This is a genomic window from Halomonas sp. ALS9, assembly GCF_001651035.1.
In the GTDB taxonomy this organism is placed as follows: domain Bacteria; phylum Pseudomonadota; class Gammaproteobacteria; order Pseudomonadales; family Halomonadaceae; genus Vreelandella.
The window spans coordinates 1-269 of sequence record NZ_LXRG01000114.1 but is presented as its reverse complement, the minus strand read 5'-3'; the positions used below and the strand labels follow the sequence as shown (position 1 = coordinate 269).

The following is a 269-nucleotide window of genomic DNA, read 5'->3' as shown; positions in this document are numbered from 1 at the left end:
GTAACCTGCGCCGATGGCGGTGTTAGCCTGCCAGCCTGCGTTCCACATACCGAACAGCATGGCGGGGAAGGTACACATCCATACAGTAATCATGATGCGTTTTAGATCGATACCGTCACGCACGTGAGCGGTGGTTTTAGCCACGCTCGGTGGCGTATAGAAAATGGTATCTACCGCTTCAAAGAGCGGATAGAACTTTTCGTACTTTCCGCCTTTCTGGAAATGCGGCTCGATATTTTTGAGTGTCTTTTGAATACCCATTATCAGGC

Annotated in this window: 1 protein-coding gene; it reads right to left on the bottom strand. The window is 49.8% G+C overall.

Going from position 1 to position 269, the window contains the following annotated elements; translation table 11 throughout:
• A partial coding sequence (locus A6R74_RS10395) for an RnfABCDGE type electron transport complex subunit D (protein ID WP_240488204.1) occupies positions 1 to 261 on the bottom strand: 261 nt, incomplete at its 3' end.
• Positions 262 to 269: the final 8 nt, after the last annotated feature.